22 protein-coding genes and 1 pseudogene are annotated in these 24,198 nt (G+C 38.6%); 12 read left to right on the top strand and 11 right to left on the bottom strand.

All coding sequences use genetic code 11. The features are described 5' to 3' along the window. Positions 1 to 442 precede the first annotated feature (442 nt). From I6E85_RS18160 to msrA, 7 genes and pseudogenes are all read right to left on the bottom strand, one after another. Complete coding sequence (locus tag I6E85_RS18160) at positions 443 to 1,045, bottom strand: hypothetical protein (RefSeq protein WP_024589400.1); 603 nt, start codon at positions 1,043 to 1,045, stop codon at positions 443 to 445. 352 nt (positions 1,046 to 1,397) lie between these two features. Then, a complete protein-coding gene (locus I6E85_RS18155; protein WP_024589399.1) occupies positions 1,398 to 2,099 on the bottom strand; it encodes a metal-dependent hydrolase in 702 nt (233 codons plus the stop codon). A gap of 162 nt (positions 2,100 to 2,261) precedes the next feature. Next, positions 2,262 to 3,893 carry a sensor domain-containing diguanylate cyclase gene (locus I6E85_RS18150; RefSeq protein WP_197237217.1) on the bottom strand — a complete coding sequence of 544 codons (1,632 nt, stop codon included), beginning with the start codon at positions 3,891 to 3,893 and terminating at the stop codon, positions 2,262 to 2,264. After that, the gene (locus I6E85_RS18145) at positions 3,886 to 4,326 is read right to left on the bottom strand and encodes a hypothetical protein (RefSeq protein ID WP_024589397.1); all 441 of its coding nucleotides are present in this window, start codon (positions 4,324 to 4,326) and stop codon (positions 3,886 to 3,888) included. The genes I6E85_RS18150 and I6E85_RS18145 overlap by 8 nt, the downstream gene beginning before the upstream one ends. Beyond that, complete coding sequence (locus tag I6E85_RS18140) at positions 4,326 to 5,588, bottom strand: hypothetical protein (protein ID WP_029769797.1); 1,263 nt, start codon at positions 5,586 to 5,588, stop codon at positions 4,326 to 4,328. The genes I6E85_RS18145 and I6E85_RS18140 overlap by 1 nt, the downstream gene beginning before the upstream one ends. A gap of 334 nt (positions 5,589 to 5,922) precedes the next feature. Further along, positions 5,923 to 6,837 (bottom strand): annotated as a pseudogene (locus I6E85_RS18135) (2OG-Fe(II) oxygenase family protein). 227 nt (positions 6,838 to 7,064) lie between these two features. After that, complete coding sequence (gene msrA / locus I6E85_RS18130) at positions 7,065 to 7,664, bottom strand: peptide-methionine (S)-S-oxide reductase MsrA (RefSeq protein WP_024589395.1); 600 nt, start codon at positions 7,662 to 7,664, stop codon at positions 7,065 to 7,067. Positions 7,665 to 7,865: 201 nt separating this feature from the next. On the opposite strand from msrA, the gene I6E85_RS18125 reads away from it, so the two are divergent. After that, positions 7,866 to 8,420, top strand: coding sequence for a cytochrome b (locus tag I6E85_RS18125; RefSeq protein ID WP_024589394.1), 555 nt, complete (start codon positions 7,866 to 7,868; stop codon positions 8,418 to 8,420). 82 nt (positions 8,421 to 8,502) lie between these two features. On the opposite strand, the gene I6E85_RS18120 is transcribed toward I6E85_RS18125, so the two are convergent. Further along, on the bottom strand, positions 8,503 to 8,709 hold the full coding sequence (locus I6E85_RS18120) for a hypothetical protein (RefSeq protein ID WP_024589393.1): 207 nt from the start codon (positions 8,707 to 8,709) through the stop codon (positions 8,503 to 8,505). A 107-nt stretch (positions 8,710 to 8,816) separates the two neighbouring features. Between I6E85_RS18120 and I6E85_RS18115 the strand changes: the two genes are divergently transcribed. From I6E85_RS18115 to I6E85_RS18105, 3 genes are all read left to right on the top strand, one after another. Next, positions 8,817 to 9,299 carry a GNAT family N-acetyltransferase gene (locus tag I6E85_RS18115; protein WP_024589392.1) on the top strand — a complete coding sequence of 161 codons (483 nt, stop codon included), beginning with the start codon at positions 8,817 to 8,819 and terminating at the stop codon, positions 9,297 to 9,299. A gap of 167 nt (positions 9,300 to 9,466) precedes the next feature. After that, positions 9,467 to 10,078: a MarC family protein gene (locus tag I6E85_RS18110; protein ID WP_197237216.1), complete on the top strand. Its 612-nt coding sequence runs from the start codon at positions 9,467 to 9,469 to the stop codon at positions 10,076 to 10,078. 30 nt (positions 10,079 to 10,108) lie between these two features. After that, the gene (locus I6E85_RS18105; protein ID WP_024607191.1) at positions 10,109 to 10,990 is read left to right on the top strand and encodes an alpha/beta hydrolase; all 882 of its coding nucleotides are present in this window, start codon (positions 10,109 to 10,111) and stop codon (positions 10,988 to 10,990) included. Between the two features lie 521 nt (positions 10,991 to 11,511). Here the strand turns inward: I6E85_RS18105 and I6E85_RS18100 are convergent. After that, positions 11,512 to 11,739, bottom strand: coding sequence for a hypothetical protein (locus I6E85_RS18100; RefSeq protein WP_024589390.1), 228 nt, complete (start codon positions 11,737 to 11,739; stop codon positions 11,512 to 11,514). A gap of 11 nt (positions 11,740 to 11,750) precedes the next feature. Here I6E85_RS18100 and I6E85_RS21175 point away from each other — a divergent pair, with 11 nt between their 5' ends. Both I6E85_RS21175 and I6E85_RS21040 read left to right on the top strand, forming a co-directional pair. Next, a complete protein-coding gene (locus I6E85_RS21175; RefSeq protein ID WP_263640614.1) occupies positions 11,751 to 11,882 on the top strand; it encodes a hypothetical protein in 132 nt (43 codons plus the stop codon). 185 nt (positions 11,883 to 12,067) lie between these two features. Next, positions 12,068 to 12,298: a hypothetical protein gene (locus tag I6E85_RS21040; protein ID WP_024589389.1), complete on the top strand. Its 231-nt coding sequence runs from the start codon at positions 12,068 to 12,070 to the stop codon at positions 12,296 to 12,298. Between the two features lie 90 nt (positions 12,299 to 12,388). Here I6E85_RS21040 and I6E85_RS18090 read toward each other — a convergent pair whose 3' ends face one another. Beyond that, complete coding sequence (locus tag I6E85_RS18090; RefSeq protein WP_197237215.1) at positions 12,389 to 13,597, bottom strand: porin; 1,209 nt, start codon at positions 13,595 to 13,597, stop codon at positions 12,389 to 12,391. A 638-nt stretch (positions 13,598 to 14,235) separates the two neighbouring features. Here I6E85_RS18090 and I6E85_RS18085 point away from each other — a divergent pair. From I6E85_RS18085 to I6E85_RS18065, 5 genes are all read left to right on the top strand, one after another. Next, entirely contained in the window at positions 14,236 to 15,825 is a 1,590-nt protein-coding gene (locus I6E85_RS18085; RefSeq protein WP_076915491.1) for an ABC-F family ATPase, read from the top strand. Positions 15,826 to 15,985: 160 nt separating this feature from the next. Next, positions 15,986 to 16,468 carry a 5-(carboxyamino)imidazole ribonucleotide mutase gene (purE, locus tag I6E85_RS18080; RefSeq protein ID WP_002962540.1) on the top strand — a complete coding sequence of 161 codons (483 nt, stop codon included), beginning with the start codon at positions 15,986 to 15,988 and terminating at the stop codon, positions 16,466 to 16,468. A 2-nt stretch (positions 16,469 to 16,470) separates the two neighbouring features. Continuing rightward, positions 16,471 to 17,619, top strand: a complete 1,149-nt coding sequence (locus I6E85_RS18075) for a 5-(carboxyamino)imidazole ribonucleotide synthase (RefSeq protein ID WP_024589387.1) — start codon at positions 16,471 to 16,473, stop codon at positions 17,617 to 17,619. 122 nt (positions 17,620 to 17,741) lie between these two features. Next, positions 17,742 to 18,917 (top strand): endonuclease/exonuclease/phosphatase family protein, encoded by a 1,176-nt coding sequence (locus tag I6E85_RS18070; RefSeq protein WP_024589386.1) that lies wholly within the window; start codon positions 17,742 to 17,744, stop codon positions 18,915 to 18,917. A 132-nt stretch (positions 18,918 to 19,049) separates the two neighbouring features. Next, positions 19,050 to 21,554, top strand: a complete 2,505-nt coding sequence (locus I6E85_RS18065) for a prolyl oligopeptidase family serine peptidase (protein ID WP_024589385.1) — start codon at positions 19,050 to 19,052, stop codon at positions 21,552 to 21,554. Between the two features lie 89 nt (positions 21,555 to 21,643). Here I6E85_RS18065 and rrtA read toward each other — a convergent pair whose 3' ends face one another. Continuing rightward, positions 21,644 to 22,240 carry a rhombosortase gene (gene rrtA / locus I6E85_RS18060; RefSeq protein WP_024589384.1) on the bottom strand — a complete coding sequence of 199 codons (597 nt, stop codon included), beginning with the start codon at positions 22,238 to 22,240 and terminating at the stop codon, positions 21,644 to 21,646. 97 nt (positions 22,241 to 22,337) lie between these two features. Here rrtA and ggt point away from each other — a divergent pair, with 97 nt between their 5' ends. Continuing rightward, positions 22,338 to 24,116 carry a gamma-glutamyltransferase gene (gene ggt / locus I6E85_RS18055; RefSeq protein ID WP_010552786.1) on the top strand — a complete coding sequence of 593 codons (1,779 nt, stop codon included), beginning with the start codon at positions 22,338 to 22,340 and terminating at the stop codon, positions 24,114 to 24,116. Positions 24,117 to 24,198 lie beyond the last annotated feature (82 nt).

The following is a 24,198-nucleotide window of genomic DNA, read 5'->3' as shown; positions in this document are numbered from 1 at the left end:
AAAACCATTCAGTAAACATTATAACTGCAATTATGTAGTTATTATCATGCGTGTAATTCAGGTTTTAACGTGCTAATTACTTATTTAACGGATGAAATAAAGTGACCCAGTTATAAAAGATAAATTCTTAATCTGAATAGCGAATTTTTTGGCATAGTTTTGTTTGTTCAATTAAAGTGGCTGTCTAGTTTAGTCACTCTTATTTAACGGATGAAATAAAGTGACCCAGTTATAAAAGATAAATTCTTAATCTGAATAGCGAATTTTTTGGCATAGTTTTGTTTGTTCAATTAAAGTGGCTGTCTAGTTTAGTCACTAAAGTGGCTGTCTAGTTTAGTCTGGCATCAGTTCAAACGTAAAACATCGGCGAATTAGCATCTCTAATACACGCCGATGTTTATAACTTATTTAAGTAAGCACATTACTTGTAAGGTATTAAGCCTTAGTCTTGTTTACGGTTAAGGCTTATTAAACATATAGCTAAAAGTAACGTTGCAATCATGCCTGAAGCGCCAGCAACAGCTGATGGTAGAAATCCATCACGGCCAAAGGTGATTAAAATACCATTGGCAAGGATTGCAACTCCGCCTGCTAAGGCTGTAAGGCCGCCAATTGCTTTGCCACCTTTAGCGATAAAAGATAGTCCAAAAACAACTGCTGCTAATCCCAATAATAATTTAGCTGCGTAGTAAATCATGAATGACAAAGAAACCACGCCACCAATTAAAGGTTGTGCGCCTTCTACAGTGCCCGCTACTTTCCCAAATGTAGAAAACAAAGTAAGGCCAATACTCACTTGTACTATGTTAAGTATTGCGCTAAACGCGATTGCCGACCAGCCTAGTTGTGAATTTTTTGCTTGCACCATAGCTGTGCCTGCAAAGGCAACTAGTAAAGTAAATACCAGTGCTTCTAGCCCCCAAGCTACCTGCCTTGAAAAACTAATTTCTGCACTGTAAAGGACAGAATAAATAGCCTGTGATATCGCCAATACCAATAATAAAGATGCTGTAATTAGCATGGTGCGTTTATTCGTAAATTCCATTATGGGTCTCTTATAATTTTATATTTAATGCTTTAAAAAGCTGTAACAGATTTGAATAAATCAAACAGATGGGGCTTTTTAACTAATTAGCGTTCTACTTGCTGATATAAGACAGGTAAAGTTATTTAATTATTTCACTTAAACTTATAAAAATAATAATTAATAACAAATAGGCTAAAGCTTTGGATTTTTAACCCAAAATTAAATCGGTAAAACTGTTTTGATTCAAGCCATTTATGCTCTTAAAAGCGCAGCGACTAATTCCCTCTTAGTAAATCAACGTTTAACTATCTTAATTATCAAGAGGGCATTAATTTTGAGTACGTGGTTAAACGGCTTATTACTTAAGGCGTTAAGATAAAAACGTAAAATGAGACCAGTCACTTAACGCTGTAATAGTTTGCTTTGTAGGGGGCGCAACATAGATTAAACCTGCAATGGCAATAATTGAAGCTAGCGTAATTAACTTATTATCGAAGTCAGCTATTTTTAAAGCGGTGCCGAAAGAGCGTTTAATGGTGACATTGCTTAAATCTACACTGTAAATTTCATCCAGCAATAAATGAATTAATCCACCTAATAAAATAAACCCACCCGTTAACCAGGCAAAGACGGCTGCTTGTGTAGTTGATTGGTCATTTAGTTTCCATACTACTTGGGTCGTTAATAGCGCGCATAACAGTATAAATAGTAAAGAGTGGCAACTACCTCTATGTACTGTGATCCATTCAAAAATTGGTCTAATAATATATTTCATAAATCCGTAAACCAATAATGGCACTACGATTAACTCGATAAAGCTAATTTCAATAATGAGCTCGGTGGTTATGTAATGCAGTACCAGTAATACAGCGCTGAGTGCGAATAAGTTAAAAATAGTATCGAGTGATGTTGAGTTATCTGAATCTATATCTGGTAATAAGCCGCCGATTGATCCTAAAAACCATAACCAGAGTGCGCCCTTTAATTCAATATGTCCTGCAGATAATAAGGTGGCTGAGGCTAAGCCTGTGATGATTACGGCAGTATTAAGATGAGTATTGAAGTTTGCCATTGTATCTCTTTATGGGAAAAAGTAGGGCATTCTATCAATTGAAAAGTTTATTGTTCAATGTTCTTTAAAAATTGGGCTTAAATAACCTGGGCTCTGCTTATAAATCACTCTCTAGCAGCCATTTTTAGTGCTAACTGCGTTGAAAGAGCTCAATTAACCCTCTTACTTTTTAAACTCGTCATAAAATGCAATTTGTCCTCGGCCTGTTTCTTTTACGTGGTAGAGCATTTTGTCACCATTGATCATTAATTCGAGTAACTCATCACCATCATTAGGGCCGACTGCAATACCAATGCTTGCACCCACGGCGCATGTTTTATTTTGTGAAATATAAATGTCTTGTTGTAGCTCGTTTAGCATAGCGATTGATTGCTCACGCGTTTCTGCTTTGTTGTAGGTATTAACCTGCCTTGCAACTATAAACTCGTCACCGCCTAGGCGGATGCATATGTCGGTTTCTTGGGTAAAGTGCTTTTTAAATCGGTGTGCTATTTCAATAAGTACTTTATCACCGGCTTCGTGGCCGTAGGTGTCGTTAATGGGTTTAAACTTATCTAAATCAATCATCATTAGTACTAGGTGCTGATTGTGTTTAATGCACTCGCGCAGTGCTTTTTTAAGGCGTTTTTCGCCGGCTCGGCGATTAAGTAAGTCGGTAAGTGGGTCGTGATCGGCTTCAAAACGGGTTTGAAATTCGCGTTCGGCGCGCTCAGTTACATCATGTAAAATTACTTCAACGAAGTGTTCTTGATGAGCGCTTCGCTTTGTTTCACGTTGCTCTGTTAATCTAACAAATAAGCAGTGCAACCAAATAGTTTTATGGCCCACTTTACACTCTATATCTAGGGTTGCTTGTGGTGGGTTTTTATCACAACGTATATTTGCAAGCAGGCTTTGTAGTTCATCAACGTTATTTAACAGAGCAGGAAAGTGCAAGGTTGATAATTCTTCTTCGCCGGGTACGGTAAAGTAATGTTTAAACGCGGGGTTAAAGGTAGTTATAATATTTTTGTCATCTAATAAACAAATACCGGCGCTGGCTTGTTCAAAAATAAGTCTAAATTTAGCTTCTAGTTCTTGAGTTTTTTTACGAAGGGATTGCTCATTACTAATGGTTAGCTTTAACTCATGCATTAAGGCATTTATACCTTGCGTTAGCCTGCTTATTTCGTCTCGCTTACCTTGCTTAAACTGTAGCATTGTCATGGTTTCGGGATTGGTAGGATCAATTGTCGCAAAGCTGTCTGTTAGGTTTTGAATAGGCTGAGTGAGCCATTTGCGTACAACCAGCGACACAAAAAAAGCGATGACGATTGATTGAATCAGCATTAAAATAAATTCTTTTATAAGTGATGACTGTGCTTGTTGTTCAATAAAGTTATCGTCTGGGTATATGGCCAGTACACCAATAAAAGTGTCTTCTATAAAGGGGTGAACTAATTTAATTAAAACAGCTTCTTTTTTCTTGTTAGTAGAGCCACTTGCAATAAATAAATCCATTTCTCCTTTTGGGTTTACTTCTCCTTCTAAGCTTGCGCCTTGCACTAGATCATTACTTAGCAAGCCGTTAATAATTTCTTGGCTTAATTCACGATCGTTTAGGTAGGCTGCTATGGCGGCTGTTTTTTCCATTGTTTGCGCTAACTGTTGAACGAGTAGGTAATTTGTGTTTTTTTTCTCTTTAAAGCCTGAGTAATAAGAGAGCATAGACGAGACTAAAGACACAACAATAGCAACTAACGCAATTGATATAGCGACGCGTATGTAGAGTTTTTGGCTAATAATTTTAATCAAATGTGTATACCACTTTTACTGCATCTGTAACTTGCGAGAGCGGAATGTAGCCAATTGCAAATTGTGATGCTGCTATTTTGTTTATTGCGTCTTCTACCGATGTTGAAGGCGTGGGTGGCTTTGCGCGCCCTGAAAATAAAAGCCTTGCCCAATACGCATTTATTTTTTGCTCGTCTTTATTAACCAGTTTTAAGTAAAAGTCGTTTTTTAATGTTGATTGCGCGGGCAAATCAAGCGGTTTTGAGGTCTCACCATCAGGGAAAGTTAAATACCTGCCCATGTAAATATCAATAATTTCTCGTTTTGATAATGCGTTAATCGCATTGCTTTTATTAACCACGACTACAAACTCTGTAGATTTAGCATAAAAGCTCATAAAAAGCAGGCACAAGAGCAGCAATGCAGTTATAAAAAAGTTGCGAGGGCTCATCATTAAAACACCATACTAGCATTTAGACTAAGTATATGTACTTTGTGGCCCTCATCAACATCTGAAGGGTTGCTAAGACTCCATAAGCCAGCGCCTTGAGGTTTTATATCAAAGCGGTCTAACTGGGCTTTTAATGCTATGCGCTCAGACAGTTGCCATTTTACGCCTACGTTAATTGAGTGTTGGTGAACATTGGTAACTTTAACAGCAGACTGACTGGCAACTGCGAGTTGTTGTATAGGCACTGAAAATTGATCGGGAGTGCTTGGCGGAAAAGCAGGATCGTTTACTTTTATTACGTCATGTCGGTGTTTAGCCGCTGTAAAACCTGTATAAAATATTGCGTTATCTACACGGTAACCTGCACTAATGTAGCCACTAAGAACTGACGGAGCAACTATCCAATCGGATTCTGAAATACCCACCTCAGATTGGATTAGCCAATTGTTGTGATCGTAAGTAAGCCCAAACGCGGCGTATTCTATACTGTTACCTTTGGTGTTAAATTTGTTTGATATTTTTTGCGCTTGCGGCCATATACTTTGTGGTATTGAGTTGAGTGCGGCTAAATACTCATCTAAAGAGGTTAACTTATAATCCCCAAAGTCTGACTTTGATAATGAAAAACGCATAGTCCATGCATCTAATGTATAGGTTGCGCTAAAGGTGGTTAAGTTATCAAAATCAATAAAAAAGTCGTCATTATAGGCTTGTAGCTTGGCTGTTGTACTACCATAAGCAAGTTTTAAACGTAAAAAACCGTCGTTAATTGCTTTGCTGTATTCCACATCTACACCATCGAAATTTCCTGCAATGTTTGCAAAAGAGTAGTACGAATGAGGCGGGCGCACCCATAAATAGGCATATCCTACGTAAGGGTATTCCGATAGTAAGTAAAGGTCGCTATTTAACCTGCCTGCACGAATAGCCCAATGACGGGTAGGGCGATAGCGCACAAAGGCGAGCTCTAAAAAATTATCAAAGCTTTTAAAGGCATGATCTTGAATAACTACTTGAAACACAGAGTCCCAATTTTTTGAGAGTGATATATTAGCCTGCCCACCTAAAATTGAATCTCGCGTTGCTGAAAAACCAGATTCGTTGACATTTGAATAACTCGATGCAAAGCCAATATCTGAATCGTCCGTGTAGCTGAGTGTTAAGGATGCAAAACCACTAAATTGTACATCTATGTCGTTTGCATAGGTTTTATTAGCAGCAGAAATTGCCAATATTGCTATGGCAATTGTACCTCGGAACAACATGTTAGCTCGTATTTTTATAATGTAGATAGTAAAAAGATAGCACAATTTATTAAATTACCAACTTAAGCATTACAGTGCTTTATGAATTAAATACAAAAAAACATGACACACCCCCTAAATTTTGTACTTTGTTAAGCGAAGTACTGGGCCATAGGAAAAGCAAGGTGGAAAATTTGTGTTATCTATTGTTATAAGTGACGACAATATAGATTATGAATAGGGCGGTTTTTTGATATTACCAAACTTAAAACGTGTTGGTTACTGGATAAGCTTTACTTTTATAAGGCTGCTTAAATTAGGCAGCCTTTTGACTTAAAACTCTAAAAGCGCTTATTTAAAATGGTGCATAGCCATCATTTGGTTTATTTGGGTTAGTCCAGCGCTGTTTAGCATCAATAGGAATGCGTGGTGCACCTTGTGCTGGTAATCGACCGCGCTCCCCATACAACCACAATACAAAGTTAGTTCGCTCGCCACTGGTAATAGGCTTGGCTGCGTGTGCAATATTGCCACGATGTAACATGGCAGTGCCGGGCTTAAAGGTAAGTGATTTAATGTCACCTGTGTACGGGTGATAAAAGTCAACTTCTGACCCTGTAAACTCTTCCCCTGGTAAGTTTAAGTTAATATTAAGCGTTACGGCCGATGCATCTGTATGTGGACGAATTGACGAATCTGTGTTTGGCTCATAATAAATAGAAAAACCAAATGTTTGTGTATCAAACCCCATAACCTCCGGGAACAGCATACGCGAAATAGGGCGCATATAAGTGTTTAGTATTTCGTTATAAAACGCTTGAAAGCTTGGCGCGGCTAAATAACCTTCTGATCGACTATCAAGCATTGCACCACGGCGATTTAACACTATGCCGTATGGTGGACGCATAGGAATTTGCGAATTCCATACTTGTTCTAAATATCCGCGTAAAACCGCTAGGCGCTCTGGATCAAAAAATTGAAATTGAAACACATCAGGCGCTACTTCGTGTAATAACGCTTTTACGGCTAGCTCTTTTGATGGATCTTCTCATGCTTGCTTTACTGCTTCACGTAGGTTTTTATCAAGTAGTGAGTCGCCTAACGTAAACGTTGAGCTATCTATTGATGTTGTTTCCCATTCGCTCCACGCGTTTGTAATTAGGTCGGTGTTGCTATTCCAAAAGTCTTGTACTGCTGGTTCACGGTAAAGCATGGCTTGTCGTGTAGGTAACTCTAGAGCACGCGCTAGTTGTAATTGATTGGCAAACATTTTGTGTAACTCCAGTTGTTAAGTTTGGTTTATATCAATCTAGGAGTGCAATTTATTATATTTGATTTAGTAGATAAACAGCCTACTTTAGGAAACAGAATATACTATTTATTGATAATGAAGGTTTGTATACTTATTTGAAGCAGAGAAAGCTAGCTTTGTAGATAAGTAAAAGGCTGCACAATATGCAGCCTTTTGTTTGTGTAATTTAAGTTGCTTTATAAATACTAGTGAGTTGCTCTTTCGCCCCAAATATCTTCTAGGCGGCTGTCGCGACCACAACGCCAACGATAAGTGTTGTATCGGATTGGGTTGTTTTTGTAATAATCTTGGTGAAAGCTTTCCCTCCCTTTAATAGGGTAAAAGGTACTTGCGTTTAGTATAGGTGTAACCACAGTTTGATTAGGAAACTCGGCTACTACTGCTGCTTTTGTTTTTTCAGCTAATTTACGTTGTTCGTCGTTTTCTACAAAAATAGCGCTTAAGTAACTAGGGCCTTTATCGCAAAATTGGCCTCTGGCATCAAAAGGATCAATATTTACCCAGTAATGATCAAGTATACCTTGATAGCTTACTATGGCTGGGTCGTAAGTAATTTCTACAGCCTCGTAATGGCCTTTATGATTACCATTATAGGTAGGGTTTTTAAGTTTGCCGCCAGTAAAGCCCGATATTACATCGGTTACGCCTTCTAGCTTTTCAAAGTCACTTTCCATACACCAAAAACAACCTCCAGCTAAAACGGCTTTTTCGGTTTTATCTGCATGAGCAAGTGACGCATAAAACAAAACAGATGAAGTTAAAACTAGAACTAATAATTTTTTCATAAAATCTCGCATCAATATGATGAATGTATAAACAGTTATGTACAGCTAGTAGACCTTTAATTAATAAAAGGTATTTCAATTTTTAGTGGGATAAATATGTTTTAGATCATTAAATAGCAATATTATTTCTACAAGCTGGGCGTACTCGTGTAAAAATACACATATAAACTGCTTTGTATGCAGCTAATAAGTTGAGGCATTATGAATTTAAAAAACACGACTGATCATTACAACAAACTTTCGATTGCGCTGCATTGGCTCATGTTACTACTAATGATAGCCGTATATGCTTGTATAGAGTTACGAGTATTTTTTGATAAAGGCACCGATACACGTGAAGCATTTAAAATGTGGCATTTTATGCTTGGGCTGTCGGTATTATTTATTGTGTGTATTCGTTTAGTCGTACGTTTTAAAAGTGGTCCAAAACCACTCATAACACCAACGCCACCAAATTGGCAAGAAACGGTAGCTAAAATAATGCATTTGGGTCTATATGTTTTAATGCTTGCAATGCCAATAGCTGGTTGGCTAATTTTAAGTTTTGCGGGCAAGCCTATCCCATTTTTTGGCTTAGAGTTACCTGCATTGGTGGCAAAAAATAGTGATTTAGCAAAACAAATAAAAGAAATACATGAAACCGCTGGCGTTGTTGGTTATTACTTAATTGGCTTACATGCCGCAGCCGCTTTGTTTCATCATTATGTAGTGGGCGATAACACGTTTAAGCGTATGCTATTTGAAAAAAGTAAATAGCCTAGCGCTAGGTAAACTCAAAAAGGGCTTTATATTATGTATAAAGCCCTTTTTGTAATTTAGATTTGGCGGTTAACAAAGTTTATTGTTGGTTTTGTGCTTCACGGGCTAACTGATTTGGTAAAAGTTCTTCTACTATTTCGCGTGCTGGAAGTGTATAGCGTGTGCCGTCAAACATTACTGAGGTAAACTCGTTAATATTAGTAATGCCTGTTAAGGTCCAGCCTTCGCCGCGCTTTGGGCAATATACTGTGGTAGTGGGTTGTATTACTTGAAAATCGTCACTCATTACGTTCTCTTACTCTTTTTGCTTTAAAGATAATGCTTGTTAATGGGGTATGGTAAGTTAATAATGCCTGCCCATAAAGAGCTAATTTAACTAACCACTTAAATAAAATGTTTAATGCCACAAAGCTTGAACGCGTTACGCTGCGTTTAATTACCCACAAACACGCTGCGTGTTTATTTAATATTTTAAACCACCCGCATGTGTCAGAATTTAACGACTACGAAACACCGCTCAGCAAAACACAAATCAAACAATTAATACAAGATGATATTAGTGCCTATTACGAAGGCGAAGTGATTAGAGTTGCAATTGAACATAATACATCTGGAAAGTTAATGGGTACTTGTGGGCTTTATAATTTAACGCCGTGTAAAAGTAGTGCGTTTATAGGATTTGAGCTGCACCCCGACTTTTGGGATAAAGGCGTAATGTTTGAAGTAGTCACTGGTTTTATTGAAGCGCTACTTAAGGATATTCCGCTTAAACATGTATCGGCTGAGGTGAGTGCACACAATGCACGTTCCCATAATTTACTTATTAAGTTAGGTTTTAGCTTAAGAGAAAATTCTATTTGGCATAAATCACTTTAACGAAAGACGGCAATTATAAGTGCTTATCTTTTTTCAATCCTGAAAGGTCAACGCCTCCAAGTGTAAATAAAATACAAAAAATAACGGCTTTCTATTATAGTTAAGCGTAAGCAAATGAATTTGTTACCCGTGTTTTATTAAATATTTACGCTTAACAAGGATTTTATATGCTAGAAAAACTATCTCAAGATGCGCTTGTTATTTGGGCAACCATTGACCCAATAGGCACTATGGCGCTGTTTGCTGCGCTTACTTCTCATTTAACAGATCAACAACGTCGTAAAACAGCCTTTAAAACGGTGCTTTACGCTGGTTGCGTACTATTGGGTTCTATTTTAATAGGGCAGCTAATACTTAATGCGATGGGAATTAGGTTGGTGTCGTTTCAATTAGGGGGCGGAATTATATTGTTTTTGTTTGGCCTGCAAATGATATTTGGAAACGATTCTAACAAAGCTAAACAAGACCCCGAACACGATATTGCGGTCTTTCCGCTAGCTATACCAGCAACTGCGACCCCTGGCGCTATTTTGGCGGTGATACTACTTACCGACAACCACATACACCCAATTACCACTCAAATAGGCACAGCGCTTGTTACACTTGCTGTGTTGGGTATTACACTAATACTGTTGCTGCTTTCGGGTAAAATAATTAAGCTTATTGGTACTGGCGGCGCGTCTATTTTAACGCGTGTAATGGGGATGATTTTAGCCGCGTTTTCGGTTGAGCTTATTATGACCGCGCTTGAAATAAAACAATGGGTTAAGCTCGATTAAATAACTCCTAAACATTTAAAGGAATGCCGCATGGCAATAAAAATAACAAAACACTATTTTATTAATTTAAGTTTAGCCGTAGTAATTTTTGCTATCGGTATTTTAGCCATACGCTATTACAACCATTATGTATCGGCCTATACAGATGTAACAATTAACTCAAGCGTGCTTAATGAGTCGCGCAAGGTGTTTATAAGATTACCCGCTAATTACAATCCTAAAAAAGCGTATCCGTTAATTATTAAAACCGATGGTAACTTTAATTTAGATACATGGGATAAAGCACTTACAAAACAAGCTAAGAGCGAAAAAGGGGATAAGGCTATATTGGTGTCTATTCCTAATTTGTTTTTTACAGATACACGTAATCGCGATTTAGTGCCTCCTTATGCTCGCCAAGATGTAAATACACAAGCGCGCCCAGAGGGCGAAACACTTATAGAGCCTAATGGTGAAGCCGACAAGTTTTTAGCGTTTATTGAAACTGAGTTATTCCCGTATTTATCGGCAAAATATAAGCTTAGTAATAATCGTGTATTAAGTGGTTTTTCGGCAGGTGGTAGCTTTGTACTTTATACACTGCATACAAGGCCTGAACTGTTTAATGGCTACTTTGCATTTAGCCCAGCGGCTTGGTATGACGACATGACAGTGGTTAATAATGTAGAAGCGTTTTTAACTACTCAAGCTAACAAAGTTAAGGCGCCTACTTATTTATATCTTTCGGTGGGTGGGGCAGAGCATCCGTTAATGTTAAAAGCGTTTGATAATTTAGAGTCTGCTTTAACAGCAAACCCTAATAATAACCTTGTGTGGCAAAGCGCTATAAACGAAGGTGCTGAGCATTCAGATAATCCACCACTTAGTGTATCAAAGGCATTAGCTGGTTATAGTGCGTTTATTAAAAAGTAGGTTAGATAGGTTTTAGCGGTAACTGTATGCATATACAGTTACCGCTGTTTTATCTATTTATGATAACGAATCAGCTTCATAGCACTTTACTTAGTTCAATATTATTAACGACTTACAAAGGGAAGTTGGTTTAAATTATTTTTGACAGCAAATACACGTACTGTGTTTATATACAGTACGTAGCTATTGAGTTAGAATGCAGTCAGTACCTATGAGCATATATCACACCTATTTGTTACTGCTTTTAATCAGCCTTACGCCTTTGTGATCAGCAATAAACAGTGTAAGTACTTTTTAATTTCAATATAGTTTCACCACCTTTTTACACTCTTAATGCAATTAATATAAATTAGCTGGTGGCTTTATAGTGAAAGAACACATCATACTAAGTTTTATTATAAAGCTAAACTTAGCAATAGAGTCAAATTAGAAAAAAGTAATCAGGGAAGTAGTGCAAATAATAAAGGGGGAGGTTTAGGTAAAAAAGAGTATTTATAAAAATGCTCTTTTTTAAGTTACTACTACTTTGCTTTGATCGGTTTAAAAAACAATACCAGTGCAATTATAAATGCTGAAACGCTACAAATTATAAATACGTTTTTTTCACCACCAGGTATGTACTGCATAAATGAGGTAAAAAACTGACCCGAGAATACAGCCATCGTAAAGTACGATAAGTTACGGCCGCGTACTTTCACATAGCTGAGCTCTACCGTCACATGGTTTAAAGGCGCACTTAAGCTCGGCATGTTTAACCTTTATGGCAGCACTGGTTCGAGAATATAAACAGCAATACCCAAGCGTGCACGTTACATTGTTTGAAATGACTGCAACTGAGCAAATACATGCGTTTAAAAACGATTTAATTTATGTGGGTTTTTCACGGCCTTGACCTGATTCAATTAATGATGAATTTGTAAGTCATACTATTTATGTAGATTCATTGGAGGCCATCGTTGATCAAAATCATGCGCTGGCAAATTATAAAAATATTGATTTAGCTAAACTAAAAAATGAGCCATTTATTATTTTTAATAGAGAGGAAGCACTTGGTCTTTTTGATGAAACCATTTTGCAATGCAAACATTAGTGACCGAAGTGGCTGCTGGCTTTGGTGTGGCAATTGCGCCTTATTGCGTACGTAAATTATATAGTGAAGGGTGCCATTTTATAAAACTGAGCGACGTACTCACGCAAATCCCGGTGCTATTACAAATTAAAAAAGCAGATACTAATGCGGCTGTTAATACATTTGTTGAAATAGCCTTAAATGCAGAATTGAGTATTGAAAAAAGTATGGCGGAATAAAAAAAGCCCAGTTAAAAAAGTTAAAAGGGCTAAAAGGGTTGTGCTTAGGGAAGTTGTAGTCGTTTTTAAACTTATATTTAGAGCTTATATTTAGAACTTATATCTAAAACCAAATGCTATACCGTCATCTTCCGACTGCTCCATTTGTGCTTGTTGATCGTCGTTATCACTTTCAAAGTCGCTAAAGTCTTTACGCGCTTCTACGTAGGCAATAGTGTCTTCGTCAATTAAGTAGTGAAGGCCAATAACAGCAAACTGACGCTTAAATACATCGTCTGGATCGGCGTTAAAGTTTGGCTGAATTACGTAGTCATCACCGGCATCAAACACGTTGTAGGCAATAAAAGGGCGAAAATCGTTATCAAAGCGGTAAGATGCAAATGTTTCTATACCTATTGCGTCTTTAATTAAGCGACCAATATTATCTGTGTCGTGGTTTTTGTTTTTATTTATGTTGGCAGCAACGTAAAGGCCTGGCTTATCAATGTTGCCCCACATAATGCCTGCACCGTAAATTAAATCTTCAACATTGCGAGTAGAACCATCGCCAAACGTTAAATCAAACTCGCCACGGTTAATGCCCGCTGTAAGCGTGAGCATATCTGTAGGGGTATATGTTACAGATGCACCAAATGTGTAGTTAAATTCAACTTCTTGGGCTGCACTATCGCCAGAGTTCCATAGCGTTTCGCATTCTTTTTCTGAAATATCGCTTACGTCACAGGTATAAAATTCGCTGTTTTTAAGCTGCGCTTGTACTGCAAAACTAAAATCGTTATAGCTATTGCGGTACTGCACTAACTTATCACCACGGCCAGTGCCATTTACAGCGCCATCGTCTTTGTTATAGGTGTAAACGCCAGCTGCATTACCATCCCATACAAAGCTATTATTTGTGCCATAAACTACGTCGTACCATGCACCCCATTGTTTACCAATGGTAAGTTGACCATACTTTTCGTGTGAAAGGCCTGCGTAACCTAAACGGTTATACAAAAACTCGTCCTGAATTGACTCAAAACGATTGTTATAAATTATATCGCTACTGCCTACAGGGTTTACACCCCATTCTACGAGTGCAAGGGCAGTCCAATCTTTCTTGAGCTTTCGGGTAAAGCCAAAATTAATGCGCGAAGTACCGTTAACAACTTCGGTTTCGTTTTGTGTGTTAATTACACGCACATCAAGATATCCACCTACTTTTAGAGTGTTTTTATCATCTTTGTATAACTCTACCGCTGAAACAGCGGGTGCTAATACAATACTTGCGCTAATCAGTGTCGCTAATTTTTTGCTCATCTTGTGTGTTGCCCTGTGTAAATTTCAGTGTTTTTACGTAGGTAAAAATTCAGGTTCGAAGATTAACAAAGCAATAAACGGCTAAAAAGTGAAAAAAAATCAACAAAATTGAACGGCAAACTTAATTGACATTCACTTGAGGTTAATTTTGTTTTTCAGGTGTTGCTGAGGTTTGTTTTTTTAGTTGTTTTGTAGGTAAAAAGGATTGGTAATAGGTGGTGTGTAAAAATTCTAATTTGAATTAATTTCATCTTGGTTAAAAAATAGCGACTAGTGCAAAAGCTCTAAAAGTGCTTTATTTTCATAAATATAACTTTTTATTGTTACTGCGTGTACAAAAATGAGTTAAGTAAACACACAAACACGTTAAAAGTGTTTTTACTCTAATTCAGTATACGTAATTCTAAACTCCCTAGACGTATTAAAGTGAATATATTGATGAATTTTTACTTGTGTAAGCTGAATAAAAATTTACAAAACCATTTAATTTAATCTGTTATTTGAGTTACCCACTATACAGTGCTAATAAATGGCTAAAACGCGTTAGTTTGCCTTTAAACTTTCATAGAAAAACAGGCCATTTTGGTTTAAACTGCGCGCAATTTAAATACATCATTACTCCTTTGGAGGGTAGCGCTATTATTAGTACAGCTAATGTCACCATGCAATTTGGTGCTAAACCATTATTTGAAAATATCTCAGCAAAATTTGGCGACGGAAACCGTTACGGTTTAATCGGTGCAAATGGTTGTGGTAAATCAACATTTATGAAGATTCTAAGTGGTGAGCTCGAAGCGTCTTCAGGTAATGTAAGTACTGATCCAAATGAACGTGTTGCTAAACTAAACCAAGACCAGTTTGCCTACGAAGAATACTCAGTAATTGATACTGTGATCATGGGTCACAAAGAGCTGTGGAAAATAAAACAAGAACGCGACCGTATTTACTCTTTACCAGAAATGAGTGAAGACGACGGTATGAAAGTAGCCGATCTTGAAACTGAGTTTGCTGAAATGGATGGTTACTCTGCTGAATCTAAAGCAGGCGAGCTTCTATTAGGCGTAGGTATTGGCACAGACCAACACTTTGGCCCAATGTCAGAAATTGCACCTGGTTTTAAACTACGAGTGCTACTTGCACAGGTGTTGTTTTCAGACCCAGATATAATGCTACTTGATGAGCCTACCAATAACTTGGATATTTACACCATCAAGTGGTTAGAAGACGTGTTAAACCAACGCGACTGTACCATGATAATCATCTCGCATGACCGTCACTTTTTAAACTCTGTGTGTACTCACATGGCCGATATTGACTACGGTGAGCTACGTATTTACTCAGGTAACTACGACGAATACATGTTTGCAGCAACGCAAGCACGTGAGCAGCTACTTAGCGAAAACGCGAAGAAGAAAAACCAAATTGCTGAACTTCAACAGTTTGTATCACGTTTCTCTGCTAACGCATCTAAAGCTAAGCAAGCAACATCGCGCGCTAAACGTATCGACAAAATTCAGTTAGACGAAGTTAAAGCGTCTTCACGTCAAACACCGTTTATTCGTTTCGACCAAGAAAAGCAGTTATTCAGAAACGCGCTTGAAATGAATAACTTAACGCAAGGTTTTGACGACAACACGTTGTTTTCTGGACTTGAAGGTTTAGTAGAAGTTGGCGAACGTATTGCTATTATTGGTGAAAACGGTGTTGGTAAAACAACATTACTTAATACATTGGCAGGGCGCTTAGCACCTAAAGCCGGTGAGTTTAAGTTCTCAGAAAATGCGAATATTGGTTACTACGCGCAAGATCACGCAGATGAATTTGCAACCGACATGAACTTGTTTCAGTGGATGGAACAATGGCAACAAGAAGGCGACGACGAGCAAGTGGTTCGCAGCTTCTTAGGTCGTATGCTGTTCTCTCAAAACGATATTAAGAAGTCAGTTAAAGTAATTTCAGGTGGTGAGCAAGGCCGCATGCTGTTTGGTAAAATTATGATGCATAAACCAAACATATTGCTAATGGATGAGCCAACCAACCACATGGATATGGAATCTATTGAAGCGCTTAACTTAGCACTTGAAGCCTACGAAGGTACATTAATGTTTGTATCGCACGATCGTCAATTTGTATCATCGGTAGCTACCCGTATTTGGGAAGTTAAAGATGGTAAAATCATTGACTTTAGAGGCAACTACGCAGAATACCTAGCGAGTAAAGAAGCTTAATTAGCTATTTACCCGTTAACCCTAAAAAGCCATGTTTAAACATGGCTTTTTTGTTTTTGTAGTTTTGTATTAGTCGCAATTAATATGGCTTTGGGTATAATACCCGGCTTAAACAGGACATAAGTCCGCTATTTTAAAAATATATTACTGAGGAGTATTTATGACTGTTGGCATTATTATGGGTTCTAAATCAGATTGGCCAACCATGGAACATGCAGCACTTATGCTAGAGCATTTTGGCATTAAGTACGAAACTAAAGTCGTGTCTGCACACCGCACTCCTCAATTACTTGCTGATTACGCAAGTTCAGCCGCAGAACGTGGTATTAAAGTTATTATTGCTGGCGCTGGCGGCGCTGCGCATTTACCTGGCATGGCAGCTGCTTTTACGTCACTACCTGTACTTGGCGTACCTGTAAAATCAAAAGCATTAAATGGTGTTGATTCACTTTTATCTATTTGCCAAATGCCTAAAGGCGTTGCAGTGGGCACACTTGCAATTGGTGAGCCGGGCGCAGCAAACGCAGGTTTACTAGCCGCACAAATTTTAGGGTGTCAAAATCCAGAAATTTTTGCAAAAATTGAAGCGTTTCGTAAAGCTCAAACCGACACTATATTAGCTAATCCAAACCCTGCAGAGTAATAATGAATATTTTAATATTAGGTGCAGGGCAACTTGCACGTATGATGAGTCTTGCAGGCGCGCCGCTTAATTTAAACGTTGTTGCGTACGATGTAGGCAGCAAGCAAATTAAGCATCCGCTAACTGGTGAGGTTTATAGCACGTCACTTGAGCAAGCAATATTAAACGCTGATGCAATTACTGCAGAGTTTGAGCACATTCCTGATGACGTACTAACACTTTGCTGTAACAGCAATAAGTTTTACCCAGGTAAAGCTTCTATTAAAACCGGTGGCGATCGCTCGCTTGAAAAAGCATTGCTTGATAAAACAAACGTAACTTGTGCGCCGTATCAATTAATTACTGAAAAAGCGCATCTAGAACACGCAGTTAAAACCCTAGGTAAGCCACTTGTTATTAAAACATGCCAAGCAGGTTACGATGGAAAAGGCCAATGGCGTTTAAAATCGGATAGTCAAATAGACGAAATTTGGTCACAAATGGCTGATTTTATTGCATCGGGTACGCAGCTTACCCCACATACGATTATTGCTGAAAAAATGATCCCGTTTGATCGTGAAGTATCTATTATTGGTGCGCGCGATAAACACGGTAATGTTGCTATTTATCCGCTAACAGAAAACGAGCACACAAATGGTGTGTTAACGCTTTCTATTGCCGGTAAAAATAATCACAGCGTTGAAGCGCAAGCAAACGATGCATTTACAAAAATAGCAAACGAGCTTAACTACGTTGGCGTATTAGCAATAGAGTTTTTTGATGTACAAGGCACGTTACTCGTTAACGAAATTGCACCGCGTGTACATAACTCAGGCCACTGGACGCAACAAGGCTGCCATTGCTCACAGTTTGAAAACCACATGCGTGCTGTTGCAGGTTTGCCGCTTGGTAATACAGAGCTTAAACACATTACCGCGATGATAAACGTACTAGGGCAACCTAATATTCCAGCTGACGTACTAAAATACGCAGATGTGACTAGCCACTGGTACGGTAAAACGGCAAAACCAGGTCGTAAAATGGGCCATATAAATGTATCAGCCACTAGCATGAACGATCTAGCAGATAAATTAGGTGAGCTTACTGAATATCTACCTGAGCAAGACTACCCAGGTATTTTAAAAGCGGCGGCTAACATAATTCTTCATTAAATGGCTAACCGTTTTATTAAATGCCGAGCTTGCTCGGCATTTTTTTGTATTTAAAAAAGGCGCAAGGTTACCTAGATTGTGAAATAATGATTGGGTCTAAAATTTTACAGTGAAATTATTTAATGAAACTTAAAGCAATTTATAGCGCACTACTTGTTGCCGCTTCTTTTAGTCCTTTTTTTAGTAACAGTGCATTTGCATCAGACTCTCTTCGTGTTGCTACTTTTAATGTAAGTATGGATGCAACTAATCACACACCTAAAGGTGAGCAAGTTAAAAGTGATGCTTTAGTTAATGCACTTAAAGCAAACCACCAGCAAATTAAGAATATAGCGGAAATTATTCAACGTGTTCGCCCTGACATTATTTTACTTAACGAATTTGATTACATCCCAAAAGAGCAGGGAATTGAATACTTTAATAAGCATTATTTAAATGTAGGTCAGCAAAAACAAGCCGCTATTAATTACCCTTACTCTTATATTGCCCCTGTAAATACAGGCCTAGCCACTGAGTTTGATTTAGATAACGATGGCAAGAAAAATGGCGTGATGGGCGATGCACAAGGTTTTGGCTTTTTTGAAGGCCATTACGGTATGGCTATTTTGTCAAAATACCCAATCGATTTTGATAAAGTAAGAACCCTTCAAACCTTTAAATATAAAGACATGCCAAATGCACAAATGCCCGTAATGCCTAAAACAGGCGAAAACTGGTATAACACACAAGAATGGCAAGCGTTAAGACTTAGCTCTAAATCGTTTTGGGATTTACCTATTAACGTAAATGATAAAACCATTCATGTTATTGCATCTCACCCAACCCCCCCTGTATTTGACGGTGAAGAGGATAGAAACGGCAAACGTAACCACGATGAAGTAAGGTTAATTGCCGATTACGTTTCAAACGCTAAGTATATTTACGATGATAAAGGGGAAAAGGGCGGTTTAAAAACTTACTCTCGGTTTGTTATTTTAGGCGATTTAAATGCTGCACCAGAGGGCGATAAAGCCCGCACAAATACCACCGACCAACTGCTTAAAAACCCATTGATAAATGCAAGCTTTATTCCAAAAAGTGAGGGCGCTAGAGAGCAGTATGATGTGCCTTATGCACAAAATTACAGTGCTAATTGGCAAGCGCGTGTTGATTACGTTTTACCGTCAAACTACGGCTTAAAAATTAAGGATGGTGGTGTGTTTTGGCCTACTAAAACGAGTAATGAATATCGTTTAATTAAAGACAGAAACGCATCGAGCGATCATCGACTGGTGTGGCTTGATTTAATCGTTGAATAACGCCTATTAACAGAGGATGCGCTAGTAAACTGAGCTTTACCCTGTTTAATGGCTATTTATCTTAAAAAATTGCAATAACTTGAGTGCTTCTGCTTAAATACGGCTTAATTATAATAACCGTATAGAAGCACTATGATTTTTAATTTTTCTTCATCTAAAACGTTAGTGGCCTTAGCTGTTGCCTCAAGTGTCATGCTTGCAGGTTGTAGCGCGACCGCTAACACCTCATCAACACAGCAAAGTGCTTTACCAGCAACATCGGTTGCTGCGGTTGTAAACACGCCAGCAGATATCGGCTCACAAAAAATAACGCTAGAACAAGCAATGGCCGATCCGGATTGGATGGGCAATCAGCCAGAGAGCGCTTATTGGGCAAGCGATTCGGCTACTATTATTTATGCTCAAAAAGAGCAAGGTAATACACTACGCGATTTATTTAGCCAATCTGTTACTAGCCAAACAGCAGAGCAAATTGCACTTAATAAACTTCATACTGTGGGTTCAAATAAAGCCGTTTATTCAAAAAATAAAACAATGGCGGCCTACACCTTTAAAGGCAATGTATTTGTTAAAAACCTAAAAACGGGTGAACTTAAGCAAATTACAGCGACATCAGCGAGCGAGTCTAAACCACAATTTTTAAATAACGGCGATTTAGTTTACCGCCAAGGCAATGTGTTTTTTAAAGTTGATTTAAAAACAGGCTTAACCACAGAGCTTGCTAACTTAAAACTTGCTGATGAGCCAAAAGGTATTGAAGAGCCAAGCACGTATATTGCTAAAGAGCAGCATAAATTGATTAAGTTTGTGGCGCTTCAACAAAAAAATAAAAAAGATAAGCAAGCACGTAATGAGCAAATTAATGAACAAAACGATTCAATTGCTAACACGGCTTACTACTTAGGTGACGGTAATAAAGTTGCAGAAGCGCAGCTTTCGCCAAATGGTGATGCACTGTTAGTCGTTGTACAAAAGCAAACAGATTGGCGTGGTGATGGCGATATTATGCCTAACTACATCACTGATGATGCAACCATTGAGCCTAAAAAAGCACGCCGCCGTGTAGCCGACGCTAAAGAAGAAACCTCAAAGCTTGTGTACATCAATTTAACTAACAAAGAGCAAACATCACTTAGCTTTAATACCTTACCGGGCTTTGACGAAGATGTTTTAGCCGCAGTTAAAAAAGAAAATTATGCACGTGATGGTAAAACATATAAGTCTAAAAAGGTGCCTCGTGGCATTAACCTTATTATGGACTGGGGTTTTGAGCAAAGCCCAATAGTATGGAACGATGACGGCTCGCAAGTGGCTGTCATGCTAGAAGCGTGGGACAACAAAGACCGCTGGCTTGCGAACGTTGATTTTGAAAGCAACAAACTTGTGTCGCAACATCGCCTGCATGACGATGCATGGATTGCTTACGCGTTTAACGACTTTGGTTGGTTACATAACTCAAACACGCTTTATTACCTATCGGAAGAGTCGGGTTACAGCCAGCTTTATAAAAAACCAATTAACGGCAAAGCAACCGCGCTAACACAAGGCCAATTTGAGGTTTCTAACTTAACGCTTGCCAGCGATGACAGCGCAATTTATTACAAAGCGAATGTTGAGCACCCAGGTCTGTACGAAATTTACCGTGTTAACCCACAAACAGGTAATAGCGAGCAAGTTACTGACTTAAATGGCATGACTGATTACACGTTAAGCCCAGATGAAACTAAGTTACTCCTTAAGCACTCTACAATTACCATGCCTAATGAGCTTTATGTAGCTGACGCTAAAGCCAATACGAAAGCAACGCGATTAACGCATACTGTGTCGGATGAGTTTTTAGCTAAAAAGCTAACTGCACCTAAAATTGTTGCTGTGCCATCGAGCCATACTGATCAACCAATATACGCAAAAGTGTACTACCCAGCTGATTACGTAGAAGGTGAAGTAGGTAAAAACCGCAAAGCGGTTATTTTTAATCACGGCGCGGGTTACTTACAAAACTCACATATGGGGTTTTCGGTTTATTTTCGTGAATTTATGTTTCATTCATTGCTCGCTGATGAAGGTTACATAGTAATGGATATGGATTACCGCGCATCTAAAGGTTACGGCCGTGATTGGCGCACCGCGATTTATCGTCAAATGGGCACACCTGAAACACAAGATTTAGCCGATGGCGTTAAATGGATGGCGCAAAATGCCAACGTTGATACCAAAGCAGTTGGTACTTATGGTGGCTCATACGGCGGCTTTATGACCTTTATGGCATTGTTTACCGCGCCTGAGTTATTTCAATCAGGTGCGGCACTACGACCTGTTACCGACTGGGCACATTACAACACAGGTTATACGGCTAATATATTAAACCATCCTGATGTTGACCCGATTGCATATGAGCGCAGCTCGCCAATTTATTACGCTGAGGGTTTAAACAAACGTTTATTAATTAACGCACCCATGGTTGACGATAACGTGTTTTTCCAAGACTCAGTGCGTTTAGTACAGCGCTTAATAGAGCTTGAAAAACAAAACTTTGAAACAGCTATATTCCCTGTTGAACCACATGGTTTTGTACAGCCTTCAAGTTGGTTAGACGAATACCGCCGTATTCATAAATTATTTAAAGAAACGCTTTAATCTTTAATTCTTAAAGTATAAAAACAAAAACGCCGCATTAGTTTAGTTAACTAATGCGGCGTTTTTATTGGGTTGAACAAAATCTAACTTTATTTTTTCTTTTTAAAGTTTTTTTTAAGGAGCTCTATAGCCAGTGGTAGGGCAAGCAGAGTCCCGCCAATTACACCAATTAAATGTGCGTCAATAGCCACAGTGGAGTTAATAAGCTTTCCAATATCAGCATTAGGGCCGCTAAATTGCTCAAACGCTATTTTAATCCATACGCCTATAAATAATAAATAACCCGATTTAAGCCCTAAGGTTATATCTTTAACTGCCCCCCAAATAATTACACCATGCAGCAGAGCACTTAATCCGGTGTAAATATGTATGCTTGGGCAAAACCAATACACGCCGAGTCCACACCACAGTGCTAGCGCAGTTGTATTAAAAGCGTAGCGAGTAGGTGATGTGTATTCGCCATGTAAAAGCCATATTAGTAAAACACCACTGGCATTTAGTCCCAAATGAGCCCAATTAGCATGAACAAATTGGCTAGAAAAAATTCGCCACAGTTCGCCTTCATCAATTAAGCTTCGGTTAAATTCAAGTAAATTATTTAAATCAAATGCAGCAAAAATGGTACTAAATAGCAGCAGAATAATAGGCGGTAATATATAACGAGGTTGAATAGGTAAATTAAGCATTTTATTATATTTTTTTAGTCAAAATTTTTGCATATTGTGCCCGTTTAACTTTAAGATGCCAAATACAACTACGTAATTAAGTGTTTTTAGTATTTTTATGCATTTTAAACTTAACTCATTATTTGCCATTGGACTGTGCGCAGTATCACTGCCTTCATTTGCACAGCAAGCAACTCAAATTGAAACTCGCGAACCTGAAGCAGCTACTGGATTAATCCATAAAAAAGTAGTGCAAGGTGATAAATACATGGTTGCTGCGGCAAATCCATATGCCTCCAGAGCCGGTCAACAAATTTTAGCCCAAGGCGGCAGTGCCGTAGATGCTGCCATTGCAACTCAACTAGTGCTTACTTTAGTTGAACCGCAATCGTCAGGTATTGGCGGCGGTACATTTATGATGTACTACAACAAAGCAAACAATAAGCTGACTAGTTTTGATGGCCGCGAAACAGCACCTGCAAATGCAGACGAAACACTGTTTTTAGATAAGCACGGTAAAGCCGTTAAATGGATTGAAGCTGTAGTAGGCGGACGCTCTGTTGGTGTGCCTGGTATTTTACATGCCTTTGCAAGCGCGCATAAACAATACGGTACATTGCCGTGGGAAGCGCTTTTTAAACCGGCTATTGAACTTGCAGAGCAAGGCTTTGTAATTTCGCCGCGTTTACATGGCTTATTAGCACGCCAGTTAAACCCAGGCGTATTGAGTATGCCGATTATTAACGAATACTTTTACCCAAATGGAAAATTAATCGAAGCGGGTAGCGTTAAAAAGAATCAACCACTTGCTGATTTATACAAAGACATCGCAAAGCAGGGCATTGATGCATTTTACAAAGGCGAAAACGCTAAACAAATGGTTAATGCTGTACAGCACTCTAAAGTTGCCCCTGGTAAATTAAGTGTGCAAGATTTAGCAGATTACAAAAGTAAAGAACGCGATGCGGTATGTATACAATACCGTGCTTATAACGTGTGCTCTATGGCGCCACCAAGTAGTGGCGGTGTAGCAGTACTACAAATGCTTGGCTTACTTGAGCATAAAGATATGAGCGCACTTAAACCAAATGGCGAAAAGGCGATTCATTACTTTAGCCAAGCTTCGCGTATTGCATTTGCCGATCGCGATATGTACATGGGCGATCCCGATTTCACTCAAGTACCTACACAAGAACTCTTAAACAAAGATTACATTGCCTCACGCGCTAAATTAATTACCGAAACAGACCAAAAAGCCGTAGCCGGTAATCCAGTAGGGTACTTAAGTTATGCAATGGATGATTCATACGAGTTACCTTCTACTTCGCATGTCTCTATTGTAGATAGTAAAGGTAATGCAGTTTCGATGACCAGTTCAATTGAAATGGCGTTTGGCTCTACGGTTATGGTTAATGGCTTTATTTTAAATAACCAACTAACTGACTTTTCGTTATCGCCACGTAAAAACGGCAAGCTTGTAGCAAACCGTGTAGAGGCTGGTAAACGCCCGCGTAGCTCTATGTCACCGGTAATGGTATTTAATAAAGATGGCAGCTTACGTTTAATTGTAGGCTCACCTGGCGGTAGTCGTATCATTGATTACGTTGCACAAGTTGTTGTGGGTGTTATTGATTGGAATTTATCAGCGCAAGACGCTATTAACTTACCGCGTACAACAAATCGTAACGATTACACCAGCCTTGAAAAAGGCACAACCATTGAAGCCATTGCGCCTGCGCTTACTAAACGCGGCCACAATGTACGTATTATTGATTTAAACTCAGGCTTACACGCAGTTGAAGTTAAAAATAATACCTTATATGGTGGTGCAGACCCTCGCCGTGAAGGTGTTGCGTTATCTGATTTAACTGATAATAACGCCACTATCAAATTTTAAATTATGTATAATATGCATGCGGGCAGTGAAGCCCGCATGTATTTTCTCTCAATGGTCTGACTAGCTTAATTGTCGTTGCAAT

Origin of the sequence: Pseudoalteromonas sp. NZS71 (assembly GCF_015864715.1) — a bacterium.
Taxonomy (GTDB): Bacteria; Pseudomonadota; Gammaproteobacteria; order Enterobacterales; family Alteromonadaceae; genus Pseudoalteromonas; species Pseudoalteromonas arctica.
This window is presented reverse-complemented; position numbering and strand designations above follow the sequence as displayed.

Excerpts from the sequence above, each read along its gene's own strand:
- I6E85_RS18160 (WP_024589400.1), bottom strand. The coding sequence starts at position 1,045 with ATGGAATTTACGAATAAACGCACCATGCTAATTACAGCATCTTTATTA.
- I6E85_RS18155 (WP_024589399.1), bottom strand. The coding sequence starts at position 2,099 with ATGGCAAACTTCAATACTCATCTTAATACTGCCGTAATCATCACAGGC.
- I6E85_RS18145 (WP_024589397.1), bottom strand. The coding sequence starts at position 4,326 with ATGATGAGCCCTCGCAACTTTTTTATAACTGCATTGCTGCTCTTGTGC.
- I6E85_RS18140 (WP_029769797.1), bottom strand. The coding sequence starts at position 5,588 with ATGTTGTTCCGAGGTACAATTGCCATAGCAATATTGGCAATTTCTGCT.
- msrA (WP_024589395.1), bottom strand. The coding sequence starts at position 7,664 with ATGAAAAAATTATTAGTTCTAGTTTTAACTTCATCTGTTTTGTTTTAT.
- I6E85_RS18125 (WP_024589394.1), top strand. The coding sequence starts at position 7,866 with ATGAATTTAAAAAACACGACTGATCATTACAACAAACTTTCGATTGCG.
- I6E85_RS18120 (WP_024589393.1), bottom strand. The coding sequence starts at position 8,709 with ATGAGTGACGATTTTCAAGTAATACAACCCACTACCACAGTATATTGC.
- I6E85_RS18115 (WP_024589392.1), top strand. The coding sequence starts at position 8,817 with ATGTTTAATGCCACAAAGCTTGAACGCGTTACGCTGCGTTTAATTACC.
- I6E85_RS18110 (WP_197237216.1), top strand. The coding sequence starts at position 9,467 with ATGCTAGAAAAACTATCTCAAGATGCGCTTGTTATTTGGGCAACCATT.
- I6E85_RS18105 (WP_024607191.1), top strand. The coding sequence starts at position 10,109 with ATGGCAATAAAAATAACAAAACACTATTTTATTAATTTAAGTTTAGCC.
- I6E85_RS18100 (WP_024589390.1), bottom strand. The coding sequence starts at position 11,739 with ATGCCGAGCTTAAGTGCGCCTTTAAACCATGTGACGGTAGAGCTCAGC.
- I6E85_RS21175 (WP_263640614.1), top strand. The coding sequence starts at position 11,751 with ATGGCAGCACTGGTTCGAGAATATAAACAGCAATACCCAAGCGTGCAC.
- I6E85_RS21040 (WP_024589389.1), top strand. The coding sequence starts at position 12,068 with ATGCAAACATTAGTGACCGAAGTGGCTGCTGGCTTTGGTGTGGCAATT.
- I6E85_RS18090 (WP_197237215.1), bottom strand. The coding sequence starts at position 13,597 with ATGAGCAAAAAATTAGCGACACTGATTAGCGCAAGTATTGTATTAGCA.
- purE (WP_002962540.1), top strand. The coding sequence starts at position 15,986 with ATGACTGTTGGCATTATTATGGGTTCTAAATCAGATTGGCCAACCATG.
- I6E85_RS18075 (WP_024589387.1), top strand. The coding sequence starts at position 16,471 with ATGAATATTTTAATATTAGGTGCAGGGCAACTTGCACGTATGATGAGT.
- I6E85_RS18070 (WP_024589386.1), top strand. The coding sequence starts at position 17,742 with ATGAAACTTAAAGCAATTTATAGCGCACTACTTGTTGCCGCTTCTTTT.
- I6E85_RS18065 (WP_024589385.1), top strand. The coding sequence starts at position 19,050 with ATGATTTTTAATTTTTCTTCATCTAAAACGTTAGTGGCCTTAGCTGTT.
- rrtA (WP_024589384.1), bottom strand. The coding sequence starts at position 22,240 with ATGCTTAATTTACCTATTCAACCTCGTTATATATTACCGCCTATTATT.
- ggt (WP_010552786.1), top strand. The coding sequence starts at position 22,338 with ATGCATTTTAAACTTAACTCATTATTTGCCATTGGACTGTGCGCAGTA.